Annotated in this window: 18 protein-coding genes; 17 read left to right on the top strand and 1 reads right to left on the bottom strand. The window is 68.2% G+C overall.

What is annotated here, in order from left to right:
• The first annotated feature begins 80 nt into the window (after nt 1-80).
• The 8 genes from GONAM_RS15945 (at nt 81) to GONAM_RS15910 (ending at nt 9691) form a co-directional block, all read left to right on the top strand.
• The gene (locus GONAM_RS15945; RefSeq protein WP_006867791.1) at nt 81-920 is read left to right on the top strand and encodes a TetR-type transcription factor C-terminal domain-containing protein; all 840 of its coding nucleotides are present in this window, start codon (nt 81-83) and stop codon (nt 918-920) included.
• Between the two features lie 284 nt (nt 921-1204).
• Complete coding sequence (locus tag GONAM_RS15940; RefSeq protein ID WP_006867790.1) at nt 1205-2185, top strand: cyclase family protein; 981 nt, start codon at nt 1205-1207, stop codon at nt 2183-2185.
• 39 nt (nt 2186-2224) lie between these two features.
• Complete coding sequence (locus GONAM_RS15935; protein WP_006867789.1) at nt 2225-3886, top strand: class I adenylate-forming enzyme family protein; 1662 nt, start codon at nt 2225-2227, stop codon at nt 3884-3886.
• Complete coding sequence (locus tag GONAM_RS15930; RefSeq protein ID WP_006867788.1) at nt 3883-5118, top strand: acyl-CoA dehydrogenase family protein; 1236 nt, start codon at nt 3883-3885, stop codon at nt 5116-5118. Before GONAM_RS15935 ends, GONAM_RS15930 begins: the two co-directional genes overlap by 4 nt.
• A gap of 303 nt (nt 5119-5421) precedes the next feature.
• A complete protein-coding gene (locus GONAM_RS15925) occupies nt 5422-5865 on the top strand; it encodes a DUF5336 domain-containing protein (RefSeq protein ID WP_245548630.1) in 444 nt (147 codons plus the stop codon).
• Complete coding sequence (locus GONAM_RS15920; RefSeq protein WP_006867786.1) at nt 5846-6700, top strand: class I SAM-dependent methyltransferase; 855 nt, start codon at nt 5846-5848, stop codon at nt 6698-6700. The genes GONAM_RS15925 and GONAM_RS15920 overlap by 20 nt, the downstream gene beginning before the upstream one ends.
• A 143-nt stretch (nt 6701-6843) precedes the next feature.
• Nucleotides 6844-8808 carry an oxidoreductase gene (locus GONAM_RS15915; protein ID WP_006867785.1) on the top strand — a complete coding sequence of 655 codons (1965 nt, stop codon included), beginning with the start codon at nt 6844-6846 and terminating at the stop codon, nt 8806-8808.
• A gap of 28 nt (nt 8809-8836) precedes the next feature.
• Nucleotides 8837-9691 carry a VOC family protein gene (locus tag GONAM_RS15910; RefSeq protein ID WP_006867784.1) on the top strand — a complete coding sequence of 285 codons (855 nt, stop codon included), beginning with the start codon at nt 8837-8839 and terminating at the stop codon, nt 9689-9691.
• Between the two features lie 57 nt (nt 9692-9748).
• On the opposite strand, the gene GONAM_RS15905 is transcribed toward GONAM_RS15910, so the two are convergent.
• Nucleotides 9749-13327, bottom strand: a complete 3579-nt coding sequence (locus GONAM_RS15905; protein ID WP_006867783.1) for an indolepyruvate ferredoxin oxidoreductase family protein — start codon at nt 13325-13327, stop codon at nt 9749-9751.
• Between the two features lie 215 nt (nt 13328-13542).
• Between GONAM_RS15905 and GONAM_RS15900 the strand changes: the two genes are divergently transcribed.
• From GONAM_RS15900 to GONAM_RS15860, 9 genes are all read left to right on the top strand, one after another.
• Complete coding sequence (locus tag GONAM_RS15900) at nt 13543-15120, top strand: carboxyl transferase domain-containing protein (RefSeq protein WP_006867782.1); 1578 nt, start codon at nt 13543-13545, stop codon at nt 15118-15120.
• Nucleotides 15121-15177: 57 nt separating this feature from the next.
• Complete coding sequence (locus GONAM_RS15895) at nt 15178-17235, top strand: acetyl/propionyl/methylcrotonyl-CoA carboxylase subunit alpha (protein ID WP_006867781.1); 2058 nt, start codon at nt 15178-15180, stop codon at nt 17233-17235.
• A 98-nt stretch (nt 17236-17333) separates the two neighbouring features.
• Nucleotides 17334-18479, top strand: a complete 1146-nt coding sequence (locus GONAM_RS15890; RefSeq protein WP_005201192.1) for an acyl-CoA dehydrogenase family protein — start codon at nt 17334-17336, stop codon at nt 18477-18479.
• The gene (locus GONAM_RS15885; RefSeq protein ID WP_006867780.1) at nt 18476-18976 is read left to right on the top strand and encodes a MaoC family dehydratase; all 501 of its coding nucleotides are present in this window, start codon (nt 18476-18478) and stop codon (nt 18974-18976) included. The genes GONAM_RS15890 and GONAM_RS15885 overlap by 4 nt, the downstream gene beginning before the upstream one ends.
• Before the next feature lie 5 nt (nt 18977-18981).
• Nucleotides 18982-19899 (top strand): HpcH/HpaI aldolase/citrate lyase family protein, encoded by a 918-nt coding sequence (locus tag GONAM_RS15880; protein ID WP_006867779.1) that lies wholly within the window; start codon nt 18982-18984, stop codon nt 19897-19899.
• A 70-nt stretch (nt 19900-19969) separates the two neighbouring features.
• The gene (locus tag GONAM_RS15875) at nt 19970-21625 is read left to right on the top strand and encodes an AMP-binding protein (RefSeq protein WP_006867778.1); all 1656 of its coding nucleotides are present in this window, start codon (nt 19970-19972) and stop codon (nt 21623-21625) included.
• Entirely contained in the window at nt 21622-23589 is a 1968-nt protein-coding gene (locus GONAM_RS15870) for an acetoacetate--CoA ligase (protein ID WP_006867777.1), read from the top strand. The genes GONAM_RS15875 and GONAM_RS15870 overlap by 4 nt, the downstream gene beginning before the upstream one ends.
• A 213-nt stretch (nt 23590-23802) precedes the next feature.
• Entirely contained in the window at nt 23803-24891 is a 1089-nt protein-coding gene (locus tag GONAM_RS15865) for a DUF5336 domain-containing protein (protein WP_006867776.1), read from the top strand.
• A gap of 149 nt (nt 24892-25040) precedes the next feature.
• Nucleotides 25041-26612 carry a cell division protein PerM gene (locus tag GONAM_RS15860; protein ID WP_006867775.1) on the top strand — a complete coding sequence of 524 codons (1572 nt, stop codon included), beginning with the start codon at nt 25041-25043 and terminating at the stop codon, nt 26610-26612.
• Nucleotides 26613-26621 lie beyond the last annotated feature (9 nt).

Raw genomic sequence — 26621 nt, 5'->3', positions numbered from 1 at the left:
GCGACGCGAGCGAGGCGACAGATCGTGGAGCACGAGGATGAGTCTACGAAAAATGGGCGCCTCCCCATAAGCTGTTCAGCGTGGTCGAACAACCGGTGACCGACAGCGGCGCCGCCGTGCGCGAGTTGCGCAAGCAGGCGGGCGTGACGCTGCGTGGGCTGGCTGCCGGTATCGGGGTGAGCGTCGGGACCATGAGCGCCATCGAGAACGGCAAGGTCGGGCTCACCGTCGACCGCTTGCGTCAGATCGCGCAGTGCCTGGACGTGCCCGTCGCACGTTTTCTCGAGTCGCCGCAACCGGAGAAGGTCGAGGTCGCCGCGGACCCGACGGACTGGCGTGTGTTCGCCCCGCTGACCCTGGACCCGGTGCTGGAGTCGGCGATCGACGTCTTCGAAGAGCTCGGCTACCACGGTGCCACGATGCGCCTCATCGCGGCCGGCGCCGACATCAGTGTCGCCGGCATCTATCACCACTACCCGAGCAAGCAGCATCTGCTCGTCGCGCTGGTCAACATTGCCCACGCTGACCTGGCCCAACGCCTCGACGCGGCCGGTGACGGCGTCGACGCGGTGACCGCTTTCGCCAACATGGTGGAGGCGCTCACGCTGTTCCACGTCGAGCGGCGTGCGCTGGCGCTCGTCCTGGCGACAGAGCTGCGGCGTCTGGAGGAACCCAACCGCACGCACCTGCAGGCGTCGATGGCGCAGATCGAGGGTCGCCTGCTCGACACGGCCCGTCGCGCCGCCGAACTAGGCGCCTTCCGGTCGGGTGACCTGTCCGTGGCGACCAAGGCGATCGTCACGATGTGCCTGGCCGTGCCGACCTGGACCGACGACTCCGACGCCGCCCACGGCCGCCGGATCGCTCGCGAGTACGCGGATCTGGCGCTCGCCATGGTGGGGCATCAGGCCGACCGCTAGGCCGCCTCGGACCGGTCGGCGGATCCACGCTCTGTGGCTCCGGTTCGAGCGTGTTCAGCTTTGCTGAACTTGCCTTTTGTACAGGGCTTTCCGCTCTGCTGCTGACAAACCCTGAGACATCACCGATTTCGCCTCTTGACGGCGTTGCGAACGAGTGCGATGCTCGTCACAATGAACTCACCGAGCGAGCGCTCACAAAGTTCAGTCGCAAAGTTCAGTCCGCACCGTTCTGGGTGCGACCCGGAACCGTCGGTTCCGCTCTGGATCGAATCAAAGGAGATGAGATGACCGAGATCGAGACCGCTGCGCCGTCCATGGGTGACCTGCTGGGAGCCGACACCCCGTCGAACTGGGGCAAGTGGGGCCCCGACGACGAGGTGGGCGCCCTGAACTACCTGGACGCGAGCGAGGTCCTGCGCGGTGTCGGCCACATCAAGTCGGGGGAGACCTTCACCCTCCAGATCGAGATGGGTCGCACCGAGAGCCCCGGAGATCCGCTGTGGCCGGGCCGCGAGGGCATCAACCGAAAGAACATCCTCGACGAGTCGTCGTGGGACGGTGACGGTGCGCCGCAGTTCCCCGGCGGCCTGCACTACGCCGACGACACCGCGAACATCTTCCTGCAGGGCTCCACGCAGTACGACGCCCTCGGCCACGTCTGGTACGACGGCAAGCTCTACAACGGCTACGACGCCCGCAGCACCGTCGACGCACTGGAGAAGGCGTCGGTCCTGCCGATCGCCGAGAAGGGCGTCGTCGGCCGTGGTGTGCTCATCGACATGGCCCGGTACCGCGGCAAGAAGTACCTGGACAAGGGTGAGACCTTCGACCACAACGACCTCGAGGCCGCCGCTGCCGCACAGGGTGTCACCATCGAGCCGCACGACATCCTGATCATCCGCACCGGGTGGCTGACCTACTGGTACGAGCTGAACAACCCGGAAGAGTTCTACGACGGCTTCTGCGAGCCCGGCCTGACCTACTCGCGTGAACTCGTGCAGTGGTTCCAGGACAAGGAGATCCCCAACCTGGTCACCGACACCATCGCCAACGAGGTCACCACCGACCCCGAATCTGGTGTGGCGCTTCCACTTCACAACGCGCTCATGCGCAACCTGGGTGTCGTGTTCACCGAGATCGTCTGGCTCGAGGAGCTGGCCGAGGCGTGTGCCGCCGACAACCGCTGGAGCTTCCTGTACGTCGCGGCACCGCTCAAGGTCGTCAGCGGCACCGGTGCGCCGGTGAACCCCGTCGTCATCCGCTGACTCATCTTCGAGTCTTTCGCCGAAAGAGGAACGTCAGACATGAGTGTCTACGACGACAAGGTGTGGCGCAGCCACTACCGCGAGCAGGATCTCGCGCCGCGCAGTATCGAATTCGAGACCGCGCTGGACATGTTCGCGGCCACCGCCGCGCGCAACCCCGGCGCCGACCTGATCCGCTACTTCGACGGATCGATCACGGCCGGTGAGCTCGACGAGCTGACCGACGCGTTCGCGGTCGGCATCCTGGACCTGGGCTTCACCCCGGGTGACCGCGCGGTGGTCTACGCCCAGAACATCCCGCAGTTCGTCATCGCGCAGCTGGGTATCTGGAAGGCCGGCGGCATCGCCGTCTCGGCCAACCCGATGTACCGCAGCCGTGAACTAGCCGAGATCCTCGTCGATTCCGGCGCCACGGTACTGGTCGCGATGCAGTCGCTGTACCGCGACGTCGCACAGGAGGCGTTGCGCGACAACAAGACCGCGGTGCGGACCGTCATCACCACCTCGGAGCTGGAGTACCAGACCGCGAACAGCGGAACCCTGGCCGGTGTCGAGAAGATCGACTGCCCCGACACCGTCGACCTGGCGACGATGCTCGCCAAGTACCGCGGTCAGCGCCCGCCCGAGGTCGATCTCACCGCAGACAGCGTCGCCTTCCTGACCTACACGTCGGGAACCACCGGACCGCCCAAGGGCGCGATGACCACCCATCGCAACGTCGTGTTCAACGCGCAGACCTACCGCGACTGGGTCGGTGTCGACAGCGACGACGTGATCCTGGGCGTCGCTCCGCTGTTCCACATCACCGGTCTCATCGCGCACATCGCACTGGCCGAACTCACCGGTGCGCCGCTGGTCCTGATGTACCGGATGGACCCGGCGGACACCATCGCGACCATCGCGCGGGAGAAGGCGACGTTCACGGTCGGATCGATCACGGTGTTCATCGCGCTGATGAACGTGCCGGACATCGACCCGGCATCGCTGAAGACCCTGTCGAAGATCTACTCCGGTGGGGCGCCGATCCCGCCGAGCACGATCGCCGAATTCCAGCAGCGGTTCGGTCACTACATCCACAACGTGTACGGCCTGACCGAGACCACGTCTCCGTCGCATGCGGTGCCGTTCGGTGTGACGGCTCCGTCCGACGAGGAGACCGGGGCCACCTCGGTGGGAATCCCGGTGTACGACACGGTCGTCCGGATCGTCGACGAGCAGGGCAACGACCTACCCGCGGGCCAGGTCGGCGAGCTGGTCACCGCCGGCCCGCAGGTGGTCGCCGGTTACTGGAACAAGCCGGAGGCGACCGCGAAGGGCATCCCGAACGGCGTGCTGCACACCGGCGACGTCGGCTACATGGACGCCGACGGATGGTTCTACATCGTCGACCGCAAGAAGGACCAGATCAACACCAGCGGTTTCAAGGTGTGGCCACGCGAGGTCGAAGACGTCCTGTACGAACATCCTTCGGTTCGTGAGGCCGCCGTCGTCGGCGTGCCCGACTCCTACCGCGGTGAGACCGTGAAGGCGTTCGTGAGTCTGCGTCCGGGAACGGAGGCGACGCCGGAGGAACTGATCGACCACTGCAAGACGCGGATGGCGGCCTACAAGTACCCGCGCGAGGTCGTGGTGATGGGCGACATCCCCAAGACCGCCACGGGCAAGCTGCTGCGTCGCGAACTGCGGACGGTGGCACAGTGACCCAGCCGGATCTGAACTTCCGCACCCCGGCCGAGACGCTGGATCTGCGGCCGTCGGCGAAGGCGTTGGAGCTGCGCGAGGAACTCATTGCGTTCATGCACTCCGACGTCTTCCCGGCGGAGCAGCGCTACGAAGAGGAGCGCGGCTTCGCCGGTCCCGACGATCACGCCGTGCCGGCGGTCGTCGAGGAGCTGAAGAAGCGGGCCCGCGCACGCGGCCTGTGGAATCTGTTCCTGCCGTCCGAATCCGGGATCAGCCAGCTCGACTACGCCGGTCTGGCCGAGATCACCGGCTGGAGCCTGCATCTGGCGCCCGAAGCCGTCAACGGTGCGGCGCCCGACACCGGGAACATGGAGCTGCTGCACCTGTTCGGCACCGAGGATCAGAAGCAGACCTGGCTGGAACCGCTGCTCGACGGCCGAATTCGGTCGGCGTTCTCGATGACCGAGAAGGACGTCGCGAGTTCGGATGCGACCAACATCGAGACCAGCATCTCTCGCGACGGCGACTCCTACATCATCAACGGCCGGAAGTGGTGGACGAGCGGTGCGGCCGACCCGCGCTGCAAGCTGCTCATCGTGATGGGCAAGACCGATCCCGAGGCGGCGACCCACCGACAGCAGTCGATGGTGCTGGTCCCGATCGACACCCCGGGTGTCACCGTGGTCCGCGACGTACCGGTGTTCGGTCGTCACGACCAGCACGGTCACGTCGAGATCGTGTACGACAACGTCCGGGTGCCCGTCGAGAACCTGCTCGGTGAGGAAGGCGGCGGATTCGCCATGGCGCAGGCGCGCCTCGGCCCCGGCCGCATCCACCACTGCATGCGTGCGCTCGGCGCTGCCGAACGTGCTCTGCACCTCATGGTCCAGCGGTCGAAGGGGCGCGTCGCGTTCGGCAAGCCGCTGGCCGAGCAGGGCGTCGTGCAGCAGCAGATCGCCGAGTCGCGCATCGCGATCGACCAGGCTCGTCTGCTGTGCCAGCTGGCCTCGAAGACGATCGACGAACTCGGCAACAAGGCCGCCGCGCCGTATGTCTCGGCCGCCAAGGTGTCGGTGCCGCGGGTCGCGCTCGAGGTCATCGACCGGGCGATCCAGGTCCACGGTGGCGCCGGCGTCAGCGACGACGTGCCGCTGGCCGCAATGTACGGCTGGCACCGCGCGATGCGCATCTTCGACGGTCCGGACGAGGTGCACATCCGCACCATCGCCAAGTCGGAGCTGCGGCGCTGACCACAGGTTGAGAAGTCGAGGCAGTTTGCGCCGCTCACCGGCGCAAACTGCCTCGACTTTTTCACGACCGGCCTACCCTGACCCGCAGGTCGCGACGACGAGGAGCAGGTCATGAACCCAGGCGATCCCAACCAGCAGCAGGGTGGTCAGTGGTCGCCGGCCCCACCCGGGCAATCACAGACCGGTGGATTCCCTGGCCACCAGGGTCAGACTGCGCAGTTCCCGGGCGGCCCGCCTACCGGAGGTTGGGGGCCCGCGCCCGGCATGGGGCCGCGACGAGCGGGGCCGCGCCCCGATCGGTCGGTGATCTTTGCCCTCGGTGCGGCAGTCGCCGGCATCGTCACCTACTGCATGGGCTTCGTCAGCTGGATCACCGCGTTGGCCGGGTCTCAGCAGGGGATCGACCTGTGGGAGCGCGATTTCGTAGAGGGGCGGGACAGCATCCCGGGGTTCTTCTCCGACGACATGGTGCTGAACCCCGGTAAGTTCTTCGTCCTGCTCGGCGTCGTCGGGGTCGCGACGACGTTCGTGCTGGTTCCCCGGTACCGGAAGGCGCTGCCGTTCCTTGCCGTGATCGCGCTCGCCGGGTGGCTGGCGCTGTTCGCCTCGGCGCTGATCATGCCGCCGTCCGTCGAACTCGGAGCCGGCGCCATTCTCGGGCTGATCTTCGGGTTGGTGCAGGTGGCGCTCCTGATGACCGCTTCGTTCTTGTACGGTCTCAAGAAGGATGACGCCGCAATCTCCTGACGTACACGTGCAGCCGGCCGGGCTTCTCGACGACCCGCTGGCGGGTGCACTTCGTCGTGCGGGTTGTGTGTTCGCCGAGGACGAGGCCGAGCTGTTACGCCGACACGCCTCTGGCGCCGATGAACTCGACGACCTGTGCGCACGCCGGATCGCGGGTGAACCACTCGAACACCTGCTGGGGTGGGTCCAGTTCGGGGACCTCCGGCTCAGCGTCGGGTCCGGGGTGTTCGTGCCGCGGCAACGTTCGCTGCTGCTCGCGCAGGAAGCCGTCGCAGCCGCGATGGTGCGGCCTGAAGCCGTTGTCCTCGAAGCGTTCTGCGGGGTGGCGCCGATCGCCTCCGCGGTCGCCGCAGCCGTCGACGGTGCGCAGGTGCACGCTGCCGACATCGCCGCCGACGCACTCGTCCACGCCCGGCGGAACCTGCCCGTCGCCGCGCAGATCCATCACGGCATCGGTTTCGATGCCTTGCCCGAGACGCTCCGCGGCCGCGTGGATGTGATCGCGGCCGTCCCGCCATACGTTCCCGATCACGCCTTCGGTCTGCTCGCCCCGGAAGCGCGCGATCACGAGCCCCGACGCGCACTGACCGGGGGAGCGGACGGCCTCGATCACGTCGACGCACTGATCGCCGGCGCACAGGCATGGCTGTCCGACGACGGGGTTCTGCTGATCGAGATGAACGCAGCGCAGTTCGACGCAGTGGCTGCCCGCGACGAGCACAGCAGGGCCTTCGACCTCGACGCCGTGGCCGGCGACGACGGGCAGACCGTGGTTGCGAGGCTGTGCCGGGCCGGACGTCGTAGCGCGATCTCGCGCTTTGTTTCCCGTTCGTAAACGATTCTCGTGGTGCTCTTGCGCGCCCCCGCGGCCTCGTGCAGACTCAGTGTACACAAAAATGTATCCACTTTGCATGGTTGGGTGGACCCGGAACCGTGGGAGCCGTCCCGCGCCCTGACGCACAGCACCTGGAGACGACCTTGGCAACGACCGCCACTCACTACCCGCACCTGTTCACACCTGGGCGGATCGGTGAACTGGAGGTCGAGAACCGAATCCTCAAGTCGCCGCAGAGCACGGCGACCGCGAACGCGGACGGAACCGTCTCGGCGCGCACCGTCGAGCACTACAAGCGACTCGGCCAGGGCGGTATCGGCCTGGTGATGATGGAGTACAGCTTCATCGACTCCGATGCGAGCAAGGCGATCCACAACCAGCTCGGCAATGCCCACCGCGAGCACACCCCGGGTCTGGGTTGGGTCGTCGACGAGGTGCACGCCACCGGCGCACGCATCGGATTGCAGATCGCCCACGGCGGCCGACAGAAGTTCCTCGGCACCGCACCCATCAAGTCGGCCACCGACTCGTCGTGGTCGGATGTGGAGGGGCAGTACGGTGTGGTGCCGACCCCGATGACCGTCGACGAGATCGATGCGGTGGTCGCCGCGTTCGGCGACGCCGCTGCACGCGCCCACGCCGCGCGCTTCGACATCGTCGAGGTGCATGCCGGCCACGGCTACCTGATCACCAATTTCCTGTCGCCGCACACCAACTGGCGCGAGGACGAATACGGCGGGAGCTTCGACAACCGGGCGCGGCTGTTGTTACGCATCGTCGACGACATCCGGGCCAAGGTCCCGCGTGAGTTCCCGCTGAGCATCCGGCTGTCGGTCACGGACTACGAGCCGGACGGTATCCCCATCGAGGAGACCGTCGAATTGTGCCGTCGTCTCGAGGCACGCGGCGTCGACGTGCTGCACTGTTCGGGCGGGCACCACGCCGGGATGGAGTGGGAGGTCAGTCCCTGGTACCAGGTGCGCACCCCGCACCGGTGGGGTTGGGAGAAGATCAAGGCCGCCGTGTCGATCCCGGTGATCGCCTCGGGGTCGATCGTCTCGCCCGAGACCGCCGAGGAGATCCTGGCTTCCGGATCGGCCGACTTCGTGTCGCTCGGACGCCCGATGCTCGCCGACCCCGACTGGGCGCGCAAGGCGAAACTCGGTCGTGCCCTGGAGATCACGCCGTGCATCCGGTGCAACGACGGCTGCCTCCACCGCGGATTGAACAAGGGACGAAGCGTCGGCTGCAGCGTGAACCCGAGCGTCGCCGAAGAAGGCCGATTCCCCGTGACCACGGCCGAGACGAGCAAGGTCGTCGCCGTGATCGGCGGCGGCCCGGCCGGACTCCACGCCGCCGCGGTACTGCACGACCGAGGCCACGGCGTGACGCTCTACGAACCCGGTGAGCTGGGCGGCCTGCTCAATCACGCACAGGGATCGACGGTCAAGCAGGATCTAGCGGCGCTGGCCCGGCATCTGGTCCACGAGGTGACGCGGCGCGACATCCCGATCGTCACCCGGGCGGCGGACGCGCAGACGATCACCTCCGGTCACTTCGACGCCGCGGTGGTGGCCACGGGTGCCCTGGCGGAATCACCTCGATTCCCCATCGGGGGCTCTGTCCCGGTCATCACGGCCGCGCAGATCCGCTCGGCGGATGCCCCGCGTGGCCGCGTGGTCATCGTGGGCGGAGGCCTGCAGGGCTGCGAGGCCGCGCTCCGGATCTCCGAGTCCGCCGCTGCGGCAGGCGATCCCACGACGGTGACCATCCTGGAAGCCAACGACGGTCTGCTCGCCGGGGACGAGGTCTTCACCGACGTCGAGCGGCTTCCCCTGTTCCTCGACGCCGCCGGGGTCTCCGTCAGGTGCGGTCACACCGTCGTCGGGATCGACGACGAGGGTCTACACGTCGAGACGGCCGACGCTGCCGAGACCATCGCGGCCGACACCGTCGTCCTCGCGCTGGGCCGGCAGCGCCCGGACTCCGACCTCGCCGACGAGCTCGAGGCAGCGGGGATAGAGGTACGCGTGATCGGCTCGGCACGCCAACCGGGGCGCGTGTTCGACGCCATGCACACGGCGTTCTTCGCAGCCCGGTCATTGTGAAATCTGTCAGCACCAGGAGAGGAAGAAAATGAAGATCCACGGGATCAGCTGGGTCGGATCGCGGACGTCGAACTATCAGGCGATGCGCGACTTCGCCGCCGACGCACTCGGTTTGAAGGTCGAACGCGAGCAGGAGAACGCGGTCGTGTTCGGGCTCCCGGACGGATCGGCGCTCGAGGTGTTCAAGCCGACCGACAGCGACCACTCCTTCTTCGATCACCCCGTCGCCGGCCTGATCGTCGACGACGTACGCGAGGCGCGCGCCGAGCTCGAGGCCAAGGGCGTCGAGTTCATCGGCGAGGTCCACGATGGGGTCGAGGACTCGTGGGGCACCGCATGGTCGCACCTGCGCGCACCCGACGGCCACATCTACGTCCTGATCAGCCGGCCCGCGCTCACCGAGCGCAGCGAGCCCGTCGTGACCAAGCGACGCTTCGACGAGCTCCGGGTCTGCCTCAAGGTCAAGGACATCGACGAGGCGGTGCGGGTGTACCGCGACGGCCTCGGTATGGAGATCGTCGACGACTGGACGCACCCGGCCGGTCAGCGCGGCGTCCTCTTCGGCGTCGTTCCCGCCGCGGTGGAGCTGTTCGACGAAGCGCAGTGGGAGCTCGTCGACGACGCCGAACTCGGACGCCAGGTGTCGGGCGACCACACGCTGCGCGTCGAGGTGCGGGACGTCGACGAGATCGAATCCCTCGCCAAGGTGCTCGCCGATGTCGGTGTGTCGCGCGACGGTGAGGTCACCCAGACCCCGTGGGAGCAGAACTGCCTCCGGATGAGCACCTCCGAGGGCGAGCAGCTCACTCTCTTCACCCTGCCCGCCGAAGAGCGCGTCGTGCGCGAGGAAGCACGTTCCGTGCTGTCGGTCCGCCCGGTCTGACAACCGAGCCCGGTGTACCCGGAGTTCTCCGGTACACCGGGCAGCGGGTGCTCTGGATCAGATGCCGAGTGACCCGCGGAGACGGCTGACCTCTGCCCGGTACTTCTCGACGTTGCGCATCTTGACGCTCTCGTAGCCGCGCACCATGTCGGGGAGGCCGGCGAGTTCCACCACGGCGGGCATCTCGGCGTCGCCGACACGTCCGCATTGCACCGCGGCCAGCAGCGAGTCGACGATCTCCCGGTACTCGACGATCAGCGCGCGTTCGGTGCGACGGATCTCGTTGCGGCCGAACGGGTCGAGCGGCGTTCCGCGCAGCTTCTTCATCTTCGCGAGCGCGCTCATCGGGCGGTTCGCCCACGCTCCGAGGGACATCTTCTCCCGCATGCCCATCTGGCGCAGCGTCGGCGGATGCAACCGGATCGCGACCTCGGCATCCTCGCCGAACTCATCGGCGACCTTCGCCGCGAAGGCGGCATCCTGTGTCAGGCGGGCCACCTCGTACTCGTCCTTGTAGGCCATCAGCTTGTACAGGTTGCGTGCGACCGCCTCGGTCAGCGCATCGTTGTCCGCACCGCGGTGCACCCGTTCGACGACGTCGAGATACTCACGCGCATAACGCTCGTCCGCGTAGGCGATCAGTTCGTCGTAGCGGAGGGCGACTGTACGTCTCAGCTCGTCGCCGAAACCGCTCGTATGCACCACGCTCATCGCGTGGTCGGACGGCTCCGGTTCCGTGGTCGCGGCGGCGTGCAGTGAGGCGATGGTCGCGGATACCGCCTCGGCGTCGGCGACCGCCTGACGTCCGCGTCGGAAGGCCTGCACGTTGGCGTCCACCGCGACGCCGTTCAGTTCGATCGCCCGCTCGATCGACGAGGCCGAGATGGCCAGTGCACCTGCCTGATAGGCCGCACCCACCATGAGCATGTTGGCGAACTGCTCGTCACCGAAGAGTGCGGTCGACAGCGCTCCCGAGTCGAGGTAGAGGCCGCGGGTCACCTTGGCATCGATCGCCGAGTGGATCGCGGTCTCCGCCGGGAAGCCCACCGAGGTGTCGATGACCATGAGCCCGGTGGGCACCTGCGTCGTGGACACCACGGCGACGGTCTTCTCCGGTGCCGCGACCTTCAGGTTGACCGGGTCGGTTCCGACCAGCGGGTCACAGACGAGGTAGAGGTCGCAGTCGTCGGAGGCGACCTTGGCGGCCTGCTCGACGTCGTGGGGCGCGACCTTGATGTCGCTGACGACGGCTCCGCCCTTCTGCGCCAGGCCCGTCATGTCGACGGTCCGGGCGGCGTGGCCGTCGAGGACCGCGGCCGTCGCCAGCACCTGCGACACGGTCACCACACCGGTGCCGCCGATGCCGGTGACCCGCAGCGAGAACGTGTCCCGCACCGCGGGCAGCGTCGGTTCCGGCAAAAGTGCGTCGGGGATGTCGGCGGCGCGGGCCCTCGTCCGCTTCGTACCCGGGGTGACGGTGACGAACGACGGGCAGTCGCCCTTCAGGCACGAATAGTCGAGGTTGCACGAACTCTGGTCGATCTGCGTCTTGCGTCCGAACTCGGTCTGCACCGGGTGCACCGACAGGCAGTTCGACTTCTCGCCGCAGTCGCCGCAGCCCTCGCAAATGCGTTCGTTGATCATCACGCGTGTGGTGGGGGTGGGCATGGTGCCGCGCTTGCGCTTGCGGCGCTTCTCCGCGGCGCAGTGCTGATCGTGGACGAGAACGGTCACCCCGGGTACGCCCGCGAGTTCGGTCTGCACCTCGAGCAGGTCGTCGCGCTGGCGGACCTCCACGTTCTTCGGCAGGCCCAGCGCCCGAGTACGTTTCGGGTCGTCGGAGGTCACGACGATCTTGCTGACGCCCTCGTCGATCAGGAGGGAGGTCAGCCGCGGCAGGTCCATCTCGCCGACCGGGTCCTGGCCGCCGGTCATGGCGACGGTGCCGTTGTAGAGCAACTTGTAGGTGATGTTCTCACCGGAGGCGACCGCTGCACGCAGTGCCAGCGAGCCCGAGTGCATGAACGTGCCGTCACCGACGTTCTGCACGAAGTGCCGGGCGGAGACGAACGGCGCCATGCCGATCCACTGCGCCCCCTCGCCACCCATCTGCGTCACCCCGGCGACGTCGCCGACCTGGCGCGGGTCCATCAGGAGAACCATCGCGTGACAACCGATCCCGGCGCCGACGAGGGTGTCCTCGGAGACCTTGGTCGAGCTGTTGTGCGGGCACCCGGAACAGAAGTACGGCGTGCGCACGGCGAGCGGGAGTTCGATGCGGGTCCGACGCCGCGACTTCTCGTCGATCCACGCCTGCGCCGCGTCGACGTGATGACGTGCGAGGCGATCCGCGAGGCCGCGGGTGACGGCATCGACGTCGAGTTCACCGAAGCGGGAGAACAGGGTCGACCCGTCCTCGTGGACCTTGCCGACGATCCGCGGCGCACGCGGATGCCGGAACAGGATGTCGCGCATCATCGTCTCGATGAAGTCGCGCTTCTCCTCGATGACGATGACCTCGTCGAGATCACCGCGCGCGGTGCCGAACATGAAGCGGTCGAGGATGTCCCGCTCGATCGGGTACACCATCCCGAGCTTGAGGATGCGGATGCCGAGACGACGCAGGTCGTCATCGCCGATGTTCAGCAGGCGCAACGCCTCTCGGAGATCGAGGTAGGTCTTGCCGGCGGCGACGATGCCGATCCGGTCGTCGGGGGTCGACACCACGATCTTGTTGATCCCGTTGAGCCGGGCGTACTCCAGCGCCCGGGGGATGCGTGTGGTGAGCTGATTCTGTTCGAGTTCCATAAGATTGGCGCCCAGCAGTCGGCCACTCGGCACGTGCGGGCTTCGCCCGAGATCGCCGTAGGTGGGGATGATCCGGTCGGGATCGACGTGGGCGGTCGACGCGCCGTCGGCGACATGGGCCGAGATCTTCAGCGACGTCCACAATCCGCTGACGCGGCTCATGACCGCCGCGTGCACACCGAGGTCGAGGATGTCCTGCGAGTCGGCGGGGTAGAGGATCGGTATGTAGAGGTCGGCCAGTGCCATCTCCGACGCGCACGGCACGGTCGAGGACTTGGCGCCCGGGTCGTCGCCGACCAGTGCGACCGCCCCGCCGGACGGATGCGTGCCGACGAGGTTGGCGTGACGGATCGCGTCGGTGGCGCGGTCGAGGCCGGGGGCCTTGCCGTACCAGTAGCCGACGACGCCGTCGCGGGGCGTGCCGTCGGCGGTGGGGGCGAGTTCCGCGACCTGCGCGGCGACCTGCGAACCCATCACCGAGGTCGCGGCGATCTCCTCGTTCAGGCCCGGCCGGTGGGTGATGTCGTAGGGCGCGAGCAGCTTGCGGCGTCGGGCGAGTTCGAGGTCGTAGCCGGCGAGGGGAGAGCCCTCGTAGCCGGAGATGAACGAGGCGGTGTTCAGGTTCTGGCGGCGGTCGACGCGAGCACGGTCACGGACCATGCGGACCAGGGCCTGAATGCCGGAGAGGTAGATGGTGCCCGACTCGCGGGCGTAGCGATCGTCGAGCGAGAAGTCGTCAGGAAGGGGCTCGGACGAGCGTGTTCCTGACGAGCCGGTCTGTGGGGTCGGCACCTGCTGGAAGCGTGCGCGGTCGTCTGCGAGGGTCATGGGGTTACCTGGCCTTCTATGTGCGGTGGCCGTCTCCGGTCGTGCCGGGGATCGACGCATCGGTTGTGAGAGCCCGGGGGTGGTGGGCCTGACACCACCCTACGAGATGACGTGACGCGCGTCACGCAGACGGGGTGCCAGTTGCGGGCGTGACACACGCCACCCGATGGCGTACCATTCCGCTCAGTTAATCCCTACTAACTGAAGGGTCGACGGTGACCAGCACGCTCGACGGCTTCCGGGCCGCGCACCAGCAGAATCTCGACCTGCTCCATCAGCGTCTGACGACGGTGGCCGCCGGCGGCGGTGCCAAGGCGCGCGAGCGCCACGTCTCCCGCGGCAAGCTGCTGCCCCGCGACCGCGTCGACGGCCTCCTGGACGTCGGTTCGCCGTTCATCGAGGTCGCCCCGCTCGCCGCGTTCGGGATGTACGACGACAAGGCGCCGGCCGCGGGTGTCATCGCCGGCGTCGGCCGGGTGGCCGGTCGCGAATGCATGATCGTGGCCAACGACGCCACGGCCTCCGGAGGTACCTACTACCCGGTCACGGTGAAGAAGCACTTGCGTGCGCAGGAGATCGCAGCCGCCAACCGGCTGCCGTGCATCTACCTCGTCGACTCCGGCGGTGCGATGCTGCTGCAGCAGGACGAGGTCTTCCCGGACCGCGACCACTTCGGCCGCATCTTCTTCAACCAGGCGAACATGAGCGCCGCGGGCATCCCGCAGATCGCCGCCGTCCTCGGTTCCTCGACCGCCGGCGGCGCCTACGTCCCGGCGATGAGCGACGAGACGGTCATCGTCCGCAACCAGGGCACCATCTTCCTGGCCGGTCCACCGCTGGTGAAAGCCGCTACCGGCGAAGATGTCTCGGCCGAGGACCTCGGCGGCGGAGCGATGCACTCCTCGGTCTCCGGCGTCACCGACCACCTCGTCGACAACGACCAGCAGGCACTGGCGAAGGTCCGTGAGATCGTCGCCACCCTCGGCCCGCGGGAGGCACCGCAGTGGGAGACCATCCCGTCGCGGGAGCCGCTCCGTCCGCAGACCGACATCTACGACGTGGTGCCCACCGACTCGCGGACCCCGTACGACGTGCGCGAGGTCATCGAGATCATGTGCGACGCGGGTGAATACACCGAGTTCAAGGCGAACTACGGTACGACCCTGGTCACCGCCTTCGCGCACATCCACGGCCACCCGGTGGGGATCATCGCCAACAACGGCGTGCTCTTCAGCGAATCCGCCCTCAAGGGAGCGCATTTCATCGAGCTCTGCGACCAGCGTCGAATCCCGTTGATCTTCCTGCAGAACATCACCGGGTTCATGGTCGGCAAGGCCTACGAGCAGGGCGGCATCGCCAAGAACGGCGCCAAGATGGTCAATGCGGTGGCCTGTGCCCGGGTCCCGAAGTTCACCGTCATGGTCGGCGGCTCGTTCGGCGCCGGCAACTACTCGATGTGCGGCCGGGCCTACTCGCCGCGGTTCCTCTGGATGTGGCCCAACGCGCGCATCTCCGTGATGGGTGGCCCGCAGGCGGCCGACACCCTGGGCACGGTGCGCCGCAACCAGATCGAGCGATCCGGGGACACCTGGGCGGCAGAGGACGAGGAGGCCTTCAAGGCGCCCATCCGCGAACAGTTCGAGCGGCAGTCCGACGCCTACTACTCGACCGCACGCCTCTGGGACGACGGCATCGTCGACCCGGCCCAGACCCGCACACTGCTCGGACTCGCCCTCGAGACGGCGCGGTACGCGCCACTGGCCGACCCGCGCTACGGCGTCTTCCGGATGTGAGCGGAGGCCGACATGTCATCCCCGAGTTCACCCACGACGACAGAGGACCTTCAGACCGTGAGCACCAGACCCATTCGCAGCGTCCTGGTGGCGAACCGTGGTGAGATCGCCTGCCGGGTGATCGACACGCTGCGCCGCCTGGGCATCCGCAGCATCGCCGTCTACTCCGACGCCGACGCGCACGCCCGGCACGTCCGCGAGGCCGACGTCGCGGTCCGGATCGGACCGGCCGCGGCGGCCCAGAGCTATCTCGACATCGACGCCGTGGTCGACGCGGCCCGCAAGACCGGTGCCGACGCCGTCCACCCCGGCTACGGATTCCTCTCCGAGAACCAGAAATTCGCCGCCGCGCTGGCGGAAGCGGGCATCGTCTTCATCGGTCCGCCGACCGAGGCCATCGCGACGATGGGCGACAAGATCACCGCCCGCGCCGCGGTCACCGCGCGCGACGTGCCGGTGGTGCCGGGTCTCTCGCGTCCCGGCCTCACCGACGAGGACCTGATCGCGGCCGCCCCCGACATCGGCTTCCCGGTCCTCATCAAACCGAGCGCCGGCGGCGGCGGCAAGGGTATGCACCGCGTCGCCGACCCGGCCGAACTGCCTGCCGCACTACAACGCGCACGACGCGAGGCCGGCGCCGCGTTCGGCGACGACGCCCTGTTCCTCGAGCACTTCGTCGACACGCCGCGCCACATCGAGGTGCAGGTCCTCGCCGACACCCACGGCAACGTCATCCATCTCGGTGAACGTGAGTGCTCCCTGCAGCGCCGCCACCAGAAGGTCATCGAGGAGGCGCCCTCGGCGCTGCTCGACGCCGACACCCGTGCCCGGATCGGCGAGGCGGCCTGCGACGCCGCCCGCAGCGTCGGCTACACCGGCGCGGGCACCGTCGAGTTCATCGTCTCGGCCCACAAGCCCGACGAGTTCTTCTTCATGGAGATGAACACCCGGCTGCAGGTCGAGCACCCGGTCACCGAACTGGTCACCGGAATCGACCTGGTGGAGCAGCAGATCCGCGTGGCCCGCGGCGAAATCCTCGGCTTCGCCCAGGACGACATCACGCTCACCGGCCACGCCATCGAGGCCCGCGTGTACGCCGAGGATCCCACCCGTGGCTTCCTCCCCACGGGCGGCACCATCGAACACCTCGTCCACCCGGACACCGCGTCGGGCAGCGGCATCCGCGTCGACTCCGCCATGCTCGGGGGCCTGCGTGTCGGCAGCGACTACGACCCGATGCTCGCCAAGATCATCGCGCACGGCAGCGACCGCGAGGAGGCCCTCGAACGCCTCGACCAGGCGCTGGCACACACCCGCGTCCTCGGTGTCGTCACGAACATCGACTTCTGCCGCTTCGTCCTCCGGCAACAGGCCGTCGTCGACGCCGAACTCGACACCGAACTGCTCGACCGTCTGGTCGCCGACTACGCGGTGCCGCAACCCTCCCCGGAGGCTCAGGTCCTCGTCGGCCTCGCCCGCATCGGGACCCGGGACCGCGGTGACGTCTGGTCGTCGGCGGTCGGCTGGCGCGTCGGCGAACCGGCCCCGGTGATCACCAGGCTCGTGAGCGGCGGACACCACTCCACCGTGTCGATTCGCGTCGAACACGCTGATGCACAGTCGATCTCGGGATCGGCGACCGTGGTCACCGAGGGTGGTGACGGGGCCGAGGGTGAGTCGTGGACCGCCGAGGTCGTCTACCTCCCCGCACAGTCGGGCGAGGGCCGCGAATCCGACCGTCTCATCGTCGACGGGGTCAGCCAGTCCTGGTCGTCGACGCTGATCGGTGAATCCTGGTGGGTGTCGGGACCGTCCGGCGCCTGGGTCCTCGATCTCGCCCGCCCGCTGCTCGACGAGGCCGCCGACGATCGTGCCGGCGAGATCGCCAGCCCGATGCCCGGCACCGTGGTCGCCGTCGGCGCCGTATCCGGCGACGAGGTGAGCAGCGGCGCGGCCGTCGTGGTCGTCGAGGCGATGAAGATGGAACACGCGTTGACCGCACCCGTCGACGGAACCGTCGACATCACGGTGAAGGTGGGTGACAAGGTGGATGCCGGACAGATCCTCGCCGTGGTCACCCCCGCGGAGAGCCGGGAGTCCGTTCCCGCTCCCTGACCACTCGCTCCCTGAGGTGCGAGGAGCGCAAGCGACGAGCCACGAAGGGCTCGGAACAGAACAGATCGAACCGAACGACAAGAGTGAACAGGACTCTCATGGAACTCACGCAGGAGTACACCGACCTCATCGAGACGGTGCGCGACTTCGCGCAGACCGTGGTGGCGCCGGTGGCCGCGAAACACGATGCCGACCACACCTTCCCGTACGAGGTCATCGCCCAGATGGGCAAGATGGGCCTCTTCGGGCTGCCGTTCCCCGAGGAGTACGGCGGCATGGGCGGCGACTACTTCGCGCTGGCCCTCGCACTCGAGGAACTCGGCAAGATCGACCAGTCGGTCGCCATCACCCTCGAGGCCGGCGTGAGCCTGGGTGCGATGCCGATCTACCGGTTCGGCACCGAGGAGCAGAAACAGCAGTACCTGCCCGACCTCACCGCCGGTACCGCGCTCGCCGGTTTCGGTCTGACCGAGCCGGGTGCCGGCTCCGACGCCGGGGCCACCGCGACCACCGCCCGTGACGACGGTGACTCGTGGATCATCAACGGCGGCAAGCAGTTCATCACCAACTCGGGCACCGACATCACCTCGCTGGTCACCGTCACCGCGGTCACCGGGGTCAAGGAGAACGGCAAGAAGGAGATCTCGACCATCATCGTGCCGTCGGGAACCCCCGGCTTCACCGCCGAACCGGCCTACAACAAGGTCGGCTGGAATGCCTCCGACACCCACCCGCTCACTTTCACCGATGTGCGCGTGCCCAAGGAGAACCTGCTCGGTGAGCGCGGCCGCGGCTACGCCAACTTCCTGTCGATCCTCGACGAGGGCCGCATCGCGATCGCGGCGCTCGCGACCGGAGCGGCGCAGGGCTGCGTCGACGAGAGCGTCAAGTACGCCAAGGAGCGTCAGTCGTTCGGCAAGCCGATCGGCGAGTACCAGTCGGTGTCCTTCGCCATCGCAAGGATGGAGGCCCGGGCCCACGTCGCGCGCACCGCGTACTACGACGCGGCGGCGAAGATGCTGGCGGGCAAGCCCTTCAAGAAGGAAGCGTCGATCGCCAAGCTGGTGGCCAGCGAGGCGGCCATGGACAACGCGCGCGTCGCCACCCAGATCCACGGCGGCTACGGATTCATGAACGAGTACCCCGTCGCCCGTCACTACCGCGACTCGAAGATCCTCGAGATCGGCGAGGGCACCACCGAGGTGCAGCTCATGCTCATCGCCCGGGAGCTGGGTTTCGCATGAGCGACAACGACCAGGCACCCGTGAACAGGGTCGTCCAGCGCGGCCTGTGGTTCGAGGAGTTCATCGAGGAGACCCTCTACGAACACCGTCCCGGACGCACCGTGACCGAGGCCGACAACGTCTTGTTCACGACGCTCACCATGAACACCCAGGCCCTGCACCTCGACGCCGCGTGGTCGGCGCAACAGCCCGGTTTCGGTGGTCAGCGCCTGATCAACTCCATGTTCACGCTGTCGACGATCGTGGGTCTCTCGGTCAGCCAGCTGACACAGGGCACACTGGTGGCCAACCTCGGTTTTTCCGAGGTTGCGTTCCCCGCGCCGCTGTTCGCCGGTGACACCCTCTACGCCGAGACACTGTGCACCGGTAAACGCGAATCCCGGTCGAGGCCGGGGGAGGGCGTGGTGAACTTGACCCACATCGGACGCAATCAGCACGGCGAGGTCGTCGCGCGAGCCGCGCGGGCCACGTTGGTGCGCAAGAAACCTACGGAGTGACGACGATGTTCTTCGACGGACCCGCCGACAATTCGCTCGTGAGCGGATCGAGTCTGGGCGATTCCCAGCTGTCCAACGCCTGGCTGCCCGCCGGGCCCGCACTGCTGTTCTGCCCCGCAGACCGGCCCGAGCGCTACCAGAAGGCCCTCGACCGGGCCGACGTCGTGATCCTCGACCTCGAGGACGCGGTGTCGCCGGAGAATCGGGCTGCCGCGCGGGAAGCGTTGATCGCCAACCCGATCGACCCGGACCGCACCATCGTGCGGATCAACCCGGCCGGTACCGGCGACTACCGCCGCGACCTCGCCGCGGTCTCCGAGACGAACTACCGCGTCGTCATGCAGGCCAAGTCGGAGGACGTGGCGTCGATCCTGGACACCGCGTTCCAGACGATCGCGCTGATCGAGACGCCGCTGGGTGCCACCCGCGCCAACGACATCGCCGCCACGTCGAACTGCATCGGCCTCATGTGGGGCGCCGAGGACCTGGTCGCCGGACTCGGCGGGACGTCGAGCCGGTTCGGGCCCGCGGAGCCCCGCGCCGGCGAGTACCGCGACGTCGCCGCCTGGGTCCGGTCGATGGTCCGCATCGCGGCCGCGGCGCACGGCAAATTCGCCGTGGACTCGGTGCATCTCGACATCGACGATGTCGACGGTCTGGTCGCCGAGGTGCGCGACGCGGTGGCCCTCGGTTACACCGCGACCGCGTGCATCCATCCATCGCAGGTCGAGCACATCCGCGCCGGCTACCAGCCGTCCGAAGAGGCGATCGCGTGGGCGCACAAGGTGATCGACGGCTCCGCCGAACACGGTGGCGGGGTCTTCAGCCTCGACGGTCAGATGATCGACGGCCCGGTGCTCCGGCAGGCGGAGGTCGTGTTGTCCCGCGTGGCCGGACGGCCCGCCGCCGACGCCGACGCCTGATTCCGCTGCGCCGAACCGCTTTCCGCTTCCCCTCGTTCCCCCGACATCATCGAGAGACCGGAGCCCGCTCATGAGCAATGACGCTCACGCCCAGAACCTCGCACATACCCACGGTCCGCAGAGCCCTGCTCTGCTGACGGACACCATCGGCGTGACGCTGGCGCGGACCGTCGAGAAGTACGCCGATCACGTCGCGCTCATCGACGCCGCCATCGGCAGGCAGTGGACCTACGCGGAGTTCCACCGCGACGTGCGGGCGCTGGCCGCGGGTCTGCTGCGACTGGGCGTGGTCAAGGGGGATCGGGTCGGACTGTGGGCGCCCAACCGCTTCGAGTGGGTGCTCGTCCAGTACGCCACCGCCGAGATCGGCGCGATCCTGGTCAACCTCAACCCCGCTTACCGGCAGAACGAGGTCGAGTACGCCCTCAAGCAGTCCGGCACGAGCGTCGTCCTCGCGGCCGAACGGTTCAAGGACTCCGGCTATGAGTCGATGCTTGCGGAGGCGCGTCCGCACTGCCCGGATCTGCGGGAGGTGGTGACATTCGAGTCCGCGGCCTGGACCGAGCTGACCGCGGCCCCCTCCGACGAGGAACTGGCGCGGGTCGCCGAGATCGCGGCGTCGCTGTCCGCCGACGATCCGATCAACATCCAGTACACCTCGGGTACAACGGGTTTCCCCAAGGGGGCGACGCTGTCGCATCGCAACATCGGCAACAACGGCTACCTCGTCGGTGAGCTTCTCGATTACACCGCCGACGACCGCATCTGCCTGCCGGTGCCGTTCTACCACTGCTTCGGCATGGTGATGGGCAATCTCGCCGCCACCAGTCACGGTGCGGCCATGGTGATCCCGGGTCCCGCCTTCGATCCGAAGGCCACGCTCGACGCGGTCGCCGAACATCGCTGCACCAGTCTCTACGGCGTGCCGACGATGTTCATCGCCGAACTCGCACTGCTCGATGCCGCTCCGGAGGGTTACGCTCCCGACCTGTCCTCGCTGCGCACCGGCATCATGGCCGGCTCGCCGTGCCCCGAACAGGTGATGCGTCAGGTGGTCGATCGGATGCACATGAGCGAGGTCTCCATCTGCTACGGCATGACCGAGACGTCGCCGGTGTCCACCCAGACCAGGGTCGACGACCCGCTCGACCTCCGGGTCACCACCGTGGGCCAGGTCGGCCCGCACCTCGAGATCAAGATCGTCGCTCCCGGCATGGGGGAGACGCTCGGCCGCAACGAGACCGGCGAGCTGTGCACGCGCGGTTACTCGGTGATGACCGGCTACTGGAACGATCCGGAGAAGACCGCCGAGGCCATCGATTCCGAGGGGTGGATGCACACCGGCGACCTCGCCGAGATGGACGACGCCGGCTACGTCCGCATCACCGGCCGGATCAAGGACATGGTGATCCGGGGCGGCGAGAACATCTACCCGCGCGAGATCGAGGAATTCCTCTACACCCATCCCGACATCCTCGATGCCCAGGTCATCGGCGTCCCCGACGAGAAGTACGGCGAAGAACTCATGGCGTGGATCCGCCTCCGCGACCACGCCACCGATCTCACGGCCGAGGACGTGCGAGCCTTCGCCGACGGCAAGATCGCGCGGCACAAGATCCCCCGATACGTCCACGTGGTCAAGGAATTCCCGATGACCGTCACCGGCAAGGTCCGCAAGGTCGCGATGCGCGAAGAGGCCACGCACATCCTGGAGGACCTGCGATGACCGGTGCCGCGATCGAGCGGTTCAGCCGGCACGTGGAGAACCGGTTCGGCGTGGACGCCGCGGATTACGACCGGCTGTGGTCCTGGTCGGTGGAGCAGCCGGCACAGTTCTGGCGAGCCCTGTGGGAGTTCTTCGACCTCGACGCCCTGGCCGCCGAACCTCTCGCCGAGGGTGACGCCGCCGTGCTCGCCGACCCGACCATGCCCGGCGCACAATGGTTCCCGGGTGTCCGGCTGAATTACGTCAGCCAGATCCTGCGGCACGCCGACCTGCCGGGCGCCGCCATCGTCGGACTCGACGAGGCCGGGGAACGCACCGAGATCGCCTGGTCGGATCTCCCCGGCATGGTCGCCTCCCTGGCCGCGACGCTGCGGGCACAGGGGATCGGTACCGGCGACGTCGTGGCGGCCTACCTGCCCGACATCCCCGAGGCGGTCGTCGCCTTCCTCGCCACCGCCGGTCTCGGCGCCATCTGGTCGGGGTGCGGCCAGGACTATGCGCCGCAGGGTGCCGCGAGCCGGCTCGGTCAGCTCCGACCGAAGGTCCTGTTCAGTGCCGCGGGATACCGGTACAGCGGCAAGGACATCGACAAGCGTGCGGACAGCGCCGAACTCGCGAGCCTGCTGCCGGAACTCGTCGCACACATCACGATCGGCGGCGACGCAGGCGAACCGACGGGGGACGGCACGACGCGGATCGACTACGCCGACGCGCTCACCGCGGAGGCCGGCGACGCCGGCCCGGTGCTCGTGGACTTCGACCATCCCCTCTGGGTGTTGTTCAGCTCCGGCACCACCGGCCGCCCGAAAGGTATCGTCCACGGGCACGGAGGCGTCGTCGTCGAACACCTCAAAGCCGGTGCGCTGCACGGTGATCTGTCGTCGGACGATGTCTTCTTCTGGCAGACCGCACTCAGCTGGATGATGTGGAACTACCAGGTCGCCGGACTCCTCTGCGGCGCGCGGATCGTCTGTTACAGCGGTTCCCCGCTCCATCCGGATGCCGACAAGCTCTGGCAGATCGTCGCCGACGAGAAGGTCACCTACTTCGGTACCTCGCCCGGGCAGCTCCAGGCCTCGCGCAAGGCCGGACTCGAACCGGGCCGCGACCACGACCTGTCGGCGCTTCGGGCCCTGGGCAGCACGGGATCCTCGCTCGCCGCCGACCTCTTCACCTGGGTCGACGACCACGTGAAGCGGGGGCTACCGATCTCGTCGATCAGCGGCGGCACCGACATCGTGTCGGCCTTCGCCGGCGGATCGGTCGGGGTGCCGGTGGTACCCGGCGAGCTGTCCGTGCGCTACCTCGGTGTCGCGTTGGAGAGCTGGGCGCCGGACGGTACACCGCTCGTCGGTGAGGTCGGCGAGCTGGTCGTCACCGCACCGATGCCGTCGATGCCGGTGCACTTCTGGGACGACCCGGACGGCGCGCGGTACCGCGCCGCCTATTTCGACCACGAGTGGGAAGGGCCGACCGCCCATCCCGACGGGCCGGTCTGGCGGCACGGCGACTGGGTCACCGTGACCGAACGCGGCTCCCTGGTCATCCACGGCCGCAGCGATGCGACGTTGAACCGGCACGGAATCCGCATGGGATCGGCCGACATCTACGAGGTCGTGGAATCGCTCGACGAGATCGCGGAGGCCTTCGTCCTCGGCGTGGACGGCCCCGACGGCGCCTACTGGATGCCCCTGTTCGTCACCCTCGTCCCCGGTGCCGTCCTCGACGACGCCCTCATTGCGCGGATTGCCGCCGCGGTCCGCGACCGACTGTCGAAACGCCATGTGCCCGACGAGGTGATCGAGGCCCCGGGCATCCCGCACACGCGCACCGGGAAGAAACTCGAGGTTCCGGTCACGGCGATTCTGGCCGGTCGGTCCGAGGTCAACATCGATCCCAAGTCGGTGGACGACTACTCACTCGTCGACTGGTACGCCGAACAGGGCCGGGCTCATCGCTGGTGACGGCTGTGCACGATCGCGACGTGACATCGTCGGACATCGGTAGCGTGGGCGGTGGCGTCGACGGCAGGCGTCGAACGGTCCATGTGACCCGCCGGTCACATGTACTACCGTGGGCCGGGTGTTGTGCCCGTCGGGGCGGTGACGGCCGATGCTGTCATCACCGGCGCGCGACCTGAGCCAGATAACCCAGACGAGCCGACCAGGAGATCGCCAATGACGTATCCAACGGGGGGCTACGGGCAGCAGCCCGAGTCCGGACAGTCCCACGGCCAGTACGGCCAGCAGTACCCGCAGAGCGGTCAGCAGAGTTACGGGCAGGGCCCCCAGCAGGGCTACGGACAGCAGTACGGTCAGAATCCGCAGCAGGGTTACGGCCAGCAGTACGGACAGCAGCAGGGCTACGGCCAGCAGCAGTACGGCCAGAATCCGCAGCAGGGCTACGGACAGTACGGCTACGGCCAGCAGCAGCCGGTGAAACCGCCGAGCCAGGGTCTGCCCGCGATCACCCCGACGATCCTGGCCGGTGTCATCGGTCTGTTCGGTCTCGTCGTGCTGTTCTCCGGCTTCCTCGCCGCCGCACGGGCCTATGACTTCTCGGTGGAGCTGTTCCAGACGCCGTTCAACGCCCCGTACGCGCTCGTCGCCGTCGCCGGTGTCCTGGCGCTCATCTCGTTGATCCCGGGCGTCAAGGTCGCGGCGGCTCCGATCGTCGCAGCGCTGACCATTCCGGCCTTCCTGATCACGCTGTTCCTGTTCCTCAGCGTGGACAACAACGCCTCCGGCGCCATCGTCCTGCTGATCTTCTCGCTGCTGTCGGCGCTCCTCGCGATCGTGTGGCTGCTCGTCGAAGCCGACGTCGTCAAGGTGGCTCCTGCGCTCGCGGCCCCCTCGTCGGCCACGGGACCGATCACGGCCGCGACGTCGGGCACCGACGCCTCGGCAGGCCAGCAGGGCGCCGGTCACGGCGACGCGCAGGCCTCCGCGTACGGCGCAGGCAGCGGCAGCGGCCAGTCGCAGTACGGGCAGCAGTCCTCGGCGAACTACGACCCGTCGGCGTACTCGCAGGCTCCCGGCACCGGCCAGAGCTACTCGAGCGCCCAGTCCGGCCAGGCATCGGCACCGGGTGAGTCCGGATACGGCGGTTACACCCCGGGGCAGTACTCGGCAGGCGCCTCCGGTGCGTCGTCCGGTGCTGCGCAGTCGGGTGGCGCCTCCGCGAGTGAGTCCGAGGCCGGCCCGGCCGCCGATCACTCGACCACGGTCTTCCAGAAGCCCGAACCGCCCACCAGCAGCGGTAGCTGATCCAGACACCGACAGGGCCCCGTCGACACGCGTCGGCGGGGCCCTGTCGTCTCTGGGGCAATGCGTGTCCCCGGTGACGTGAGACGCTTTCCGTCTCATCGCGGCGCGTCTCCGACGGCCCGGCGGCCGACCATGCCACGCTCATGACGATGCCCACCTTCAGGCCCGACTCGACCGCGGAGAACCTGGCGTCGCAGCTGCGTGCACTGCGACGATCCCGTCGTGCCCAGCGCAACGACGTCGAGGGGTCGGCCCGGCAGCTGGCCGTGGTCGCGTTCACCGTCCCCGCTCTCGCCCTGGTCACGCTCATCGTCGTGATGCTGACGGTGCTGCTGCTCGCGGGCAGCGGACTCACCGGCCTGCCCAGTGCGATCGCCTCGAGCTGGCTGGCGATCCACCAGGTGCCGGTCACCATCAGCGGGGTCACGATCGGTGTCCTGCCGCTGCTGCCGACCCTGGTCGTCGCGATCGGCACCGCCCGCCTCACGGCCCGCGCGATCGGCGGCAGCGGCCCCACGCAACGATCCGCGCACGATCTGTTCGACGTCGGGGCGGTGGTGTGCTCGGCGATCGTGGGCCCACTCCTGATCACCGCGATGTCGCTGGCCATCGTGATGGACGGCGGATCGGTGCTGCCGGTGCAGACACCCAATGCGCTGATCGCCTTCGCCTACACGATCGGCATCCACGGCGGTGCCGCGCTGGCCGGTGTCACGTGGGTCCGACGACACGACTTCGCGGCCCGGTGGGGGATGTCCTACGCCGACCGCCGCGGCTTCCGCTACGGCCTCGTCGCCGTGCTGGCCCTGGTGGTCGCCGGCGCGGTCCTGGTGTGCCTGCGCATGCTGATGCGGCACACCGAGATCGGTGAGCTGATCGACACCGGTTACGACTTCGACGGCTTCCTCGGGCTCAGCCTGCTGTCCCTGATGTATCTGCCGAACCTGATGATCGGCGCGACCGCGATCCTCGTCGGGTCCGATGTCCAGGTCGGTGCGATGACCGTCGACCTGTTCACCGTCCGCGGTGGAGCGGTCCCGCCCGTACCCGCGCTCGCGGTCCTGCCCGAGGGAACCGGTGCGGGCAGCTGGGGCTTCCTCGGCCTGATCGCCCCCGCCGCCGTCGCGGCCTTCGTGGGCTGGCGCTGTCGCGACCTGAATCCGGTCGCGCACGTGCGCTCGATCGGCGTTGCCGCCGCCGTCGCCGCCTCGGCCATGGCGATCCTGACCGCGGCCGCCGGCGGCACGCTGGGCGAGTTCGGCGACGTCGCGGTCACCGTATCCGCCGCCGGCGTGTTCACGCTCGGCTGGATCGCGGTCATCGGCATCCTCCTCGCGATCGTCTACGCATTCCTGCCGTCGACGCGGGCCGCCCGCGCCGCGGTGGGGGATGAGTACTTCGACGACCCGGGTGACCTCGGCTTCGAAGACGAATACGTCATCGTCGCCGACCTCGACGAGGACGACGACTACGTCGAGTACACCGACGCCGACGGCGAGTACGACCAGGGTGACGGCGAGGACGGCGAGTACGACGTCTACGAGGAAGCCGTCTATGAGGAAGCGGAGTACGAGGACGGCGGGTTCGAGCCCGCCGCAGCCGACGACGCCGCGCCGTCGGCCAACCGGATCCCGGCCGAGGATCTCGACGACAGCGACCTCGTCGACGACGCCGACTACGACCTCTACCCGGGAACACCCGGTGCCGGCCGTCGGCGCTGAGACCCGCCG

It is taken from the genome of Gordonia namibiensis NBRC 108229, assembly GCF_000298235.1.
GTDB classification, from domain to species: domain Bacteria; phylum Actinomycetota; class Actinomycetes; order Mycobacteriales; family Mycobacteriaceae; genus Gordonia; species Gordonia namibiensis.
This window is presented reverse-complemented; position numbering and strand designations above follow the sequence as displayed.